Origin of the sequence: Allosalinactinospora lopnorensis, from assembly GCF_000981225.1 — a bacterium.
In the GTDB taxonomy this organism is placed as follows: Bacteria; Actinomycetota; Actinomycetes; order Streptosporangiales; family Streptosporangiaceae; genus Allosalinactinospora; species Allosalinactinospora lopnorensis.
This window is the reverse complement of sequence record NZ_LAJC01000114.1, coordinates 1-9,510: the sequence shown is the minus strand read 5'-3', so window position 1 is coordinate 9,510 and position 9,510 is coordinate 1. Positions and strand designations below refer to the sequence as shown.

6 protein-coding genes and 1 pseudogene are annotated in these 9,510 nt (G+C 69.9%); 2 read left to right on the top strand and 5 right to left on the bottom strand.

What is annotated here, in order from left to right; translation table 11 throughout:
- From VS93_RS24930 to aceB, 3 genes and pseudogenes are all read right to left on the bottom strand, one after another.
- A partial coding sequence (locus tag VS93_RS24930; RefSeq protein WP_052745981.1) for an FAD-binding oxidoreductase occupies positions 1-940 on the bottom strand: 940 nt, incomplete at its 3' end.
- Positions 941-969: 29 nt separating this feature from the next.
- Positions 970-2,411 (bottom strand): annotated as a pseudogene (locus tag VS93_RS24925) (FAD-linked oxidase C-terminal domain-containing protein).
- A 162-nt stretch (positions 2,412-2,573) separates the two neighbouring features.
- On the bottom strand, positions 2,574-4,178 hold the full coding sequence (aceB, locus tag VS93_RS24920; protein WP_046472297.1) for a malate synthase A: 1,605 nt from the start codon (positions 4,176-4,178) through the stop codon (positions 2,574-2,576).
- Between the two features lie 313 nt (positions 4,179-4,491).
- Here aceB and hflX point away from each other — a divergent pair, with 313 nt between their 5' ends.
- On the top strand, positions 4,492-6,015 hold the full coding sequence (hflX, locus tag VS93_RS24915; RefSeq protein ID WP_046472296.1) for a GTPase HflX: 1,524 nt from the start codon (positions 4,492-4,494) through the stop codon (positions 6,013-6,015).
- A 293-nt stretch (positions 6,016-6,308) separates the two neighbouring features.
- Positions 6,309-7,517: an amidohydrolase family protein gene (locus VS93_RS24910; RefSeq protein WP_046472295.1), complete on the top strand. Its 1,209-nt coding sequence runs from the start codon at positions 6,309-6,311 to the stop codon at positions 7,515-7,517.
- A 55-nt stretch (positions 7,518-7,572) separates the two neighbouring features.
- On the opposite strand, the gene holA is transcribed toward VS93_RS24910, so the two are convergent.
- Together holA and VS93_RS24900 are read right to left on the bottom strand one after the other, a co-directional pair.
- Positions 7,573-8,544 (bottom strand): DNA polymerase III subunit delta, encoded by a 972-nt coding sequence (gene holA / locus VS93_RS24905; RefSeq protein ID WP_046472294.1) that lies wholly within the window; start codon positions 8,542-8,544, stop codon positions 7,573-7,575.
- A gap of 152 nt (positions 8,545-8,696) precedes the next feature.
- Positions 8,697-9,510, bottom strand: an 814-nt coding sequence (locus VS93_RS24900; RefSeq protein WP_046472293.1) for a ComEC/Rec2 family competence protein, incomplete at its 5' end; no start/stop codon positions are given.

Genomic DNA, 9,510 nt, shown 5'->3' with positions numbered 1-9,510 from the left:
CGTCCGCCACCTCCGTCAGCGGGACCGCGAGCCGGACGATCGTGTCGCCGGGGGCGCCGGGCAGCCGCTCCCAGCCCGGCGTCGGCTCCGTCGCGACCCGTCCGCCGCCGAGCAGGTCGGAAAGTTCCGAGGCCCGCGCCTCGATGCCGCCCTCGGCCCCCTCTAGCAGCACCTGGAGTGTCAGCGGGCCGTCGTGCGGCCAGTCGAGTTCGAGCGCGGCGGGCACCAGCGGTGAGCGCAGCACCTCCATAGCGCGGGCATGCGCGGTCGCCAGACCGTCCACCGTGCTGGTGACGACGCGCTGCGCGGGCGGGAGGGGATGCAGCCGGAACGTCACCGACGTGATCACACCGAGTGTCCCCAGCGCACCGGTGTGCAGCTTGCCGAGGTCGTATCCTGCGACGTTCTTCACCACGCGGCCACCGGAGGCGGCGGCGACGCCATCGGCGCGTACCGTGGTCATGCCGATGATGAGGTCGCGCATCGGGCCGTGCAGGATCCGGCGCGGCCCCGACAGTCCGGTCGCGACGGCGCCTCCCACGGTGGAGTCCGGTACCACGGTGTCGGCCGAGAGCCGCTGGTTCGCGCCGGCCAGCGCCTCCTGGAGGTCGGCCAGTCCGGTCCCGGCCCCGCACTGCACCACGAGGTCGCCCGCGGCGTGGTCGATCCCCGTGAGCGCCGTGGTGTCGACGACCAGATCGCAGCGCTGCGGCGGGGCGCCCCAGCCGATCTTGGTCCCGTTCCCGCGCACGACACAGGCCAGCCCGTGCCGGGCGGCGGCCGCCATGAGCGCGGACACGGCGGCGGTGTCGGGCGGTGTGGCGACGAAGCGGGGGGCGACCCCGCCGACGATGTCCGAATCCCTGCCTTCGCGCACCACCGTTCCGTGTACGCTCAGCTCCTCCGCGACCGCGCCGGTTCCGTTCTGAACCTGCGCCATTGCATCGCTCCCTACCTCTAGACGGTTCGCTAGAACAACTCCGCAGCGCCTTCGGCCACCAGCGGGTGCTCGCCCTTGCGCACGCCGGGACGTTCACCGCACAGGCGTGGCGTGGGCAGCAGCTTCTCGGGATTGGCGATGCCTTCGGGATCGAAGGCGCGGCGGAAGCGGTCCATGGTCTCCAGATCTTCGGGGCCGAACATTCTCGGCATGTGGCAGGCCTTGTCCACGCCCACGCCGTGCTCGCCGGTGATGGAGCCGCCGTGCTCGATGCACAGGTCGAGGATCGCCGCCGACACCTCCTCGGCGCGCTCACCCGCCCCCGGTTCGGCGTCGTCGAACAGCACCAGCGGGTGCAGGTTGCCGTCGCCGGCGTGGAACACGTTGGCGACCCGGATCCCGGAACGTGCCGACAGTTCGGCGATCCGGCCCAGCACCTCGCCCAGCGCGGTGCGCGGAACGACGCCGTCCTGCACGATGTAGGCGGGACTGATCCGGCCCACGGCGGCGAACGCGACTTGCGTCCTTTCCAGATCTGGACGCGCTCCGCCGCGTCGCTGGCCGTGCGGATCTCGAAGGCCCCGTTCTTCTTGCACAGCGCCGTCACCGCTTCGAACTGGGCGTCGACATCGGCCGCGGGCCCGTCGAGCTCCACGATCAGCACGGCCTCGGCGCCTTCGGGATACTCGCAGGCCACCGCGGCTTCGGCGGCCTCGATCGAGAGCGCGTCCATCATCTCTATGGCGGCCGGGAGCACGCCGTCGGCGATGATCGCCGAGACCGCGGAGCCGCCGGCGTCCATCGACTCGAACGCGGCCAGTACCGTGGTCACCTTCTGCGGGGTGCGCATCAGCCGCACGGTGATCTCGGTGGCGATGCCCAGGGTGCCCTCCGAGCCGATGAACGCGCCGAGCAGGTCGTACCCGGGCGGCTCGGCGGCCTTGCCGCCCAGTCGTACGGTCTCGCCGTCAGGCGTGACGATCACCAGGCCGAGCACGTGGTTGACGGTGAAGCCGTACTTCAGGCAGTGCGCCCCGCCGGAGTTCTCGGCGATATTCCCGCCCACCGAGCACACCTGCTGGCTGGAGGGGTCAGGGGCATAGTAGTAGCCGTACGGCGCGGCCGCCCTGGTGACCTCGAGGTTGGCGACGCCGGGTTCGACGACGGCGCACTCGTTCTCGACGTCGATGTCGAGGATGCGCCGCATGCGCGAGGTCACGATCAGCACGCCGCCCGTGTGGGGAAGGGCGCCGGCGGACAGGCCGGTGCCCGCGCCGCGGGGGACGAAGGGGACACCGTTCTCGGAGCAGAGCCGCACGACGGCGGCGACCTGCTCGGTGCTGGTGGGCAGCACGACGACACCCGGAACGGCCGCGTGGTAGGTGAGGCCGTCGCTCTCGTAGGTGCGGCGCTGGGCGGTGTCGGTGATAACGCCGTCGTCGCCGCAGATCGCACGCAGCCGCGGGATCAGGCGCTCAGCGGTTCCGGCATGGGGCTTGCCCTTCCCGTACGTCGTTGTCCGAGAGACCGGCCGACCTCCCGGCAGGACTGTTCGTGATCGTACTCACTATTGACGAACATCCCCGGAGCGGGCGGGGGATAACGGTCCTGCCGGGCTCATCGTGCCGGTTTTTCAGGGCATCCGCTCGTAGGCGGGCAGGGTCAGGAAGTCCGCGTACTCGTCGGCCAGCGCGACCTCCCGGAACAGCTCCACGGCGCTGCGGTAGAGCTCGGGGTCGAACGCCGGCCCCGCCACCTCGCGGATCTTGGTGAGCTCCTCCTCGATGATGCGGTCGACGAGCTCCGGGGTGACCTTCGGCCCGTCGTCCAGCGTCACGTCGTTGTGCAGCCACTGCCAGATCTGGGAGCGGGAGATCTCCGCGGTGGCGGCGTCCTCCATCAGGTTGAAGATACCGACGGCGCCGTTCCCGCCCATCCACGAGGCCAGGTACTGCAGGGCGACGCTGATGTTGCTCCGCAGGCCGGCTTCGGTGATGCCGCCCTCAGTGGCGTCCACCGCGAGCAGGTCGCCGGCCTTGACGGAGACGTCCTCGCGGAGCTTGTCGATCTGGTTCGGCCGCTCGCCGAGGACGCCGTCGAAGATCTCCTTCGCCACCGGAACCAGGTCGGGGTGGGCCACCCAGGACCCGTCGAAGCCGTCGCCGGACTCGCGGCTCTTGTCGTCGCGCACCTTGGCCAGTGCGCGCTCGTTGACCTCCGGATCGCGGCGGCTGGGGATGAACGCGGCCATGCCGCCGATCGCGTGTGCTCCGCGCTTGTGGCAGGTGCGGACCAGCAGTTCGGTGTAGGCCCGCATGAACGGCGCGGTCATGGTGACGGCGTTGCGCTCGGGCAGCAGGAAGCGCCGTCCCCGCGTGCGGTGCACCTTGATGATGCTGAAGAGGTAGTCCCAGCGGCCGGCGTTCAGCCCCGCGGAGTGCTCGCGCAGCTCGTAGAGGATCTCCTCCATCTCGAACGCGGCGGGGATGGTCTCGATCAGCACCGTCGCGCGGATGGTGCCGCGGGGGATGCCGAGGCGCTCCTGGGCGGTGACGAAGATCTCGTTCCACAGCCGGGCCTCGAGGTGGCTCTCCAGCTTGGGCAGGTAGAAGTAGGGGCCCTTGCCCTTGTCGAGCTGGCGCTGCGCGCAGTGGAAGAAGTACAGCGCGAAGTCGACGATGCCGCCGGAGGTCCGTTCCCCGTCGACCAGGATGTGCTTCTCGTCGAGATGCCAGCCGCGCGGGCGGACGATCATCGTGGCGAGTTCGGCGTCCTCCTTCAGCGCGTAGCTCTTGCCCTCGGGGGTGCTGAAGTCGATGGTGCGGTCCAGCGCGTCGCGCAGGTTGAGCTGGCCGCCGATCACGTTCTCCCAGTGCGGGGTGTTGGCGTCCTCGAAGTCCGCGAGCCAGACCTTGGCGCCGGAGTTGAGCGCGTTGATCGTCATCTTGCGGTCGGTGGGGCCGGTGATCTCCATCCGCCGGTCGGTGATCCCCGGCGCCGGCGGCGCGACCTTCCAAGAAGGGTCCTCGCGCACCGAACGGGTCTCCGGAAGGAAGTCCAGATCGGTTCCCGCCGAGATCCGCTCCTGGCGGCGCTTGCGCTCGGCCAGTAGCTCCTGCCGCCGGCTCTCGTATCTGCGGTGCAGGTCAGCGATGAGCGCGAGTGCGTCATCGGTGAGGATCTGGTCGTACCGCTCGTGTAGGGGGGCGGTGATCGTGACCCCGTCGGTGGCACCCATGTATACACCTTCCACAAAGCGAAAATATGTTTTGGTATGCGGAATCTCTGACGTTACTCGGCGGTTCAGAGCGTGGTCAACGTTGTGAGACTCCTCTACAAGGGGAAACTTTCCGCGAACGCCAAAGAATCACCAATTTTCCAGCAGAGTTTGCCGCATTCTTGACTTTTCGGCATCTATCGCGCTGTTGACGTGTCGTGCACCACACCCCGGAGCGGTTCCGGTGGAAAAATCGGATGCCGGTTGGGTGTTGGCGTGTCACTATCCCTGGGAAGAACAGCCGGCACCATGTCGTTGACCCTGCTGGAGGGATATGACTACTGCTTATGACAACGGCCCGGACCGCACCGCGCATGGCGGTGGCGATTTCGACCGGGAGGAGCTGAGCGGCGGCGCGTTCACCGTCGCCCCCGATGTCGACACCGTGCTCGCTTCCGGTGATCGCCGTGACGGTGGTGACTCCGAACAGGGTGACCTGGAACTCGCGGAGCGGCACGCGCTCCGGCGGGTGCCCGGGCTGTCGACCGAACTCACCGACGTCACCGAAGTCGAAGTACGTGCGCTCCGCCTGGAACGGGTCGTCCTCAACGGAGTCTGGACCAGCGGCACGCAGACCGACGCCGACAACTCGCTCCACGAACTCAAACAGCTCGCCGAAACGGCGGGCGCCCTGGTGCTCGAAGGGGTGACCCAGCGGCGGTCCAAACCCGACCCGGCCACCTACGTGGGGCGCGGCAAGGCCCAGGAGCTCCGCGACATCGTCGAGGCCACCGGCGCCGACACCGTTATCTGCGACGGCGAACTCGCACCCGGCCAGCTACGCCAACTCGAAGACGTGGTCAAGGTCAAGGTCATCGACCGCACGGCCCTCATCCTGGACATCTTCGCCCAGCACGCGCGCAGCCGCGAGGGCAAGACCCAGGTGGAGCTGGCGCAGCTCACCTACCTGCTGCCGCGTCTGCGCGGCTGGGGCGACACGCTGTCCCGGCAGGCCGGCGGCCGCGCCGGCGGCGGGAACGGCGGTGTGGGGCTGCGCGGCCCCGGTGAGACCAAGATCGAGACCGACCGCCGCCGGATCAACACCAAGATGGCCAAGCTGCGCCGCGAGCTGGAGCAGATGGCGACCGCCCGCGACGTCAAGCGCGACAAGCGCCGCGCCCGGCAGGTGCCGGCGGTCGCGATCGCGGGCTACACGAACGCCGGTAAGTCCAGTCTGCTGAACCGGCTCACCGGTGCCGGCGTACTGGTGGAGGACGAGCTGTTCGCCACACTGGACCCGACCGTGCGCCAGGCCCGCACACCCGACGGCCGGGCGTTCACCTTCAGCGACACCGTTGGCTTCGTCCGGCATCTGCCGCACCAGCTGGTGGAGGCGTTCCGCTCTACCCTGGAGGAGGTCACCGACTCCGACCTGATCCTGCACGTGGTCGACGCCTCGCACCCCGACCCGGAGCAGCAGCTCGCTTCGGTGCGCGAGGTGTTCGGCGAGATCGGTGCCCAGGACGTGCCCGAGATCGTGGTCCTCAACAAGACCGACGCCGCCGATCCCGTCGTGCTCAAGCAGCTGCGTACCAGGGAACCGGGCGCGGTCGAGGTGTCGGCGCGCACCGGTGCGGGGGTCGAGGAGCTGGTCGAGACCATCTCCGGGGCGCTGCCCAACCTGACCCGCGAAGTCCGCGTGATGCTGCCCTACGAACGAGGCGACCTCGTCTCGCGCGTGCACGAGGAGGGGCACATCCTTGAAGAGGAGCATACAGGCGACGGCACCGCCATGCACGCCTGGGTTCCCGACCTGCTCGCGGGAAAACTGGATGAATACGCGGTTCCGGTCGGGTAAAGCAGGGTGAGCATCGCGTCTCGGCTGCAGAAATAACCGGTCAAAAGAGCGAACGGCGGAATCCTCGGTAGGGTTCCGCCGTTCCCTCTTTACGGGAAGAGGTGTACACCGCATCGGCGGATGAACTACGGTTCTGGAATCACTGGCTCATGAGTCGCCGGTCCCCGGTTTGCACCATCCCCTCCTTCGCCAGCCACCCGAGAACGAGGTCGCCTATGTACGCCCGTCTGTTTCGATGTAACGAGACATCACCTCTGCTGTGGTGACCTCAAGGTCAGGCGGATGGTGAGACGATGACGGTACGACTGCTGACCAATATCGGGCGGCTGTGGACCGGGACGGACCTTCTCAGCAACGCGGCCATGCTGCTGCAGCACGACCGGGTCGCCTGGGTCGGTCCGGCGGCGGAGCTTCCGCAGAGCCTGCCGGGCGTCATAGAGGACATTGTTGACGTCGACGAGGTGGAGAACCTCGGGGGAGGGCTGGTCACCCCCGGTCTGATCGACGCCCATTGCCACCCGGTCTACGCGGGCAACCGCTACGCCGAGATCGCCATGCGTGCCAGCGGCGCGTCCAAGGCCGAGATCAACGGCGCGGGCGGCGGTGTGGCCTCCACAGTGACCGTGACCCGCGGGACCGATCCCTGGACCCTGTGCAACGCCGTGCGCGAGCGGCTGCGGCACTGGGTGCTCTCGGGCTGCACCACGGTCGAGTCGAAGACCGGCTACCACCTCACCCGCGATGGCGAACTGGCCGACGTCCGGCTGCTGCGCGCGCTGGAGGAGGAGCCGGGCATGCCGCGGCTGCACGTGACCTTCTTCGCCGCACACGCCGTACCGCCGGAGTACTTCGGCCGTCCCCACGACTACGTCGAAGCAGTCGGCTCGTGGCTGAGCGACGCCGCGCAGGCAGGTGCCGAGGGGGTCGACGTCTACTGCGACAACCAGCAGTTCACCGTCGACGACGCCTACTGGCTGCTCACGGCCGGCCGGGCCTCCGGATTGCAGACGCACCTGCACGCCTGCGCCAAGCCGCGGCACGGTGCCGTCCGAATAGCGGCCGACCTGCAGTGCTCCTCGGTCGACCTGCTGCACGAGACCGATGAGGACGACGTCCTCGCCCTGGCCAAGACCAGCACGCCCGTGGTGGTCTGCCCCACCACGTCGCTGCACGAGCGGCGCACCCCGCCGGTGCGGGCGCTGCTCGACCACGGTGTCCCCGTCGGGCTCGGGACCGACCACAACCCGGGGCAGTCGGGGTCGACGTCGCTGCCGCTTTCGATCTCCATGGCCATCTCCATGTTCAACATGAGCGTCCTGGAGGCGCTGCGCGCCGCGACCGTCGGCGGTGCCTACGCACTCGGCGTGAGCGACCGCGGTGTGCTCGCGCCCGGCCGCTACGCCGACATCGTACAGTGGGACGCCGACCACGAGGGCGCCTTCGCCTGGGCCTACGGCCTGAAGACACTGCGCGTCTGGCGTGGCGGAGAGACCATCAGGTAGCCCTCGCAGCACGGAGCGCCCGGGGGACGCCGGCCCCCGAAGGGCAGGCCGCACGCTAGCCCGCGGTCCGCCCCCGTGCCGTGGCGATCTCGATGACGGCGCGTTCCAGGGCGTAGGCCGGGTCGCGGCCGGCCCCCTTGATCAGCGCGTCGGTCTCGGCCACCACGCGCATCGCGTGCGCCACCCCGTGCGGCGTCCATCCGCGGGCCTGCTGGCGCAGCGTCTTCAGCTTCCACGGTGGGACCTTCGCCCGCTTCGCGAGCTCGGCGTCCGAGGCACCCCGCTGCTGGGCCACCACGGCCAGCCCGCGCACGGCCCCGGCCAGGGCGCTGTTGATCAGCACCGGCGCGGTCCCTACAGCGAGTGACCAGCGCAGTTGCTCCAGCGCCTCGGGGAGCCGCCCCTCGACGGCGCGGTCGGCGACGCTGAACCCCGATGCCTCGGCCTTGCCCCGGTAGTAGCGCGCCACGGTCGCCTCGTCGACCCGTCCCTCGGTGTCGGCGATCAGCTGGGTGCAGGCGGCGGCGATCTCCCGCAGTTCGGTGCCGAGCGAGTCGACCAGCGCCTGGGCGGCGTCGCGGGTGATCTGGCGTCGGGCCCGCTCGAACTCGCCCTTCACGAACGCCAGGCGTTCGGACTGCTTCGTCGGCTTGGCGCAGTCGATACGCGCGGCACCCGCCTTGACCGCGGTCTCCAGCAGCGCCTTACCCTTCGCGCCTCCGGCGTGCACCAGGACCAGGACGACGTCATCGGCCGGATTCCTCAGATAACCGGTGACCTCGGCCGCGAGGTCCTTGGTCAGGTCCTGGGCGGAGCGCAGGACCACCACCCGGTGCTCGCCGAACAGCGACGGCGAGGTCACCTCCGCCAGCTTCCCTGGTGTCACCTGCGCGGGAACCAGGTCGTGCACGTCCACCTCGGGGTCGTCGGCGCGTGCCTGGGCGACGATCCCGGCCACGGCCCGGTCGATGAGGAGTTCCTCGTCGCCGACGACGACGGACAGTGTGGAGACGGACGTGGAAGCCATGCCAGCAGCATGCCACGTCCCGCGGACAACCCGATGCGCTTCCCGCCACTCCCGTCGCCGGTTCAGCGGCGGCGTGCCGGGACACCACCCTGAATCGGACGGGTACCCGGATCGCGTCGGGGAGGCCGGGCCGACCTCTCAGGACAGAGCATCTAGTCGTTCCGACCGCGGGCGGTGGCGGCGGGGCCGTTCGGTCCGGGGACCACCGCGATGTCGCCGTGCAGATCGGTGCGGTAGTTGGCACCGGTGAGTGATTCCAGGAGTTCCCAGGTGCCGGGGTGGGGGTGTCCGTAGGTGTTGTCGGCGCCGACCGACGTGATGGCGAGCCGTGGCCGGGTGGCGGCGAGGAAACCCTCCTCCTGGGTCTTGGCGCCGTGGTGCGGTGTCTTCAGCAGGTCCACCCCGCGGACCGCGTGCTCGCCGAGGAGCGCGCGCTGGGCCGGTTCCTCGATGTCTCCGGTCAGCAGCGCGGTCATCGGGGAGGCCGCGGAGTCGGAGGGAGGGATCCAGCGGGCGAGCAGGACGATGCTGTCGTCGTTGGGGTCGTGGTCCGTACCGGCGGGCGGCCACAGCACGTCCAGCTTCCAGGGACCGGTCCGCCACCTCTGCCCGGCCTCGGCGGTACGCACCGGAACCCCGGCGCCGGCCAGTTCCCGGGTGGTGCCCGGGGACTCGTAGCCTCCGGGGACGAGCGCCGCGTGCACCTCGCGACCCGCCAGCACCCCCGAGGTGCCGCCGTCGTGATCGGTGTGCCCGTGGGTCAGCACCAGCAGGAGGATTTCGCGGATCCGCAGGTCGCGAAGGCAGTGGTCGATCAGCAGCGGGTCGAGGCCCGTGTCGACCAGCACCGCGCGGCCGCCGCCGGCCGACAGCGCGATCGCGTCGCCCTGCCCGACGTCGCAGACCGTCACCGCCCATCCGTCCGGCGGCCACGGGGGCGCCAGCCAGCACAGCAGGCCACCGCGG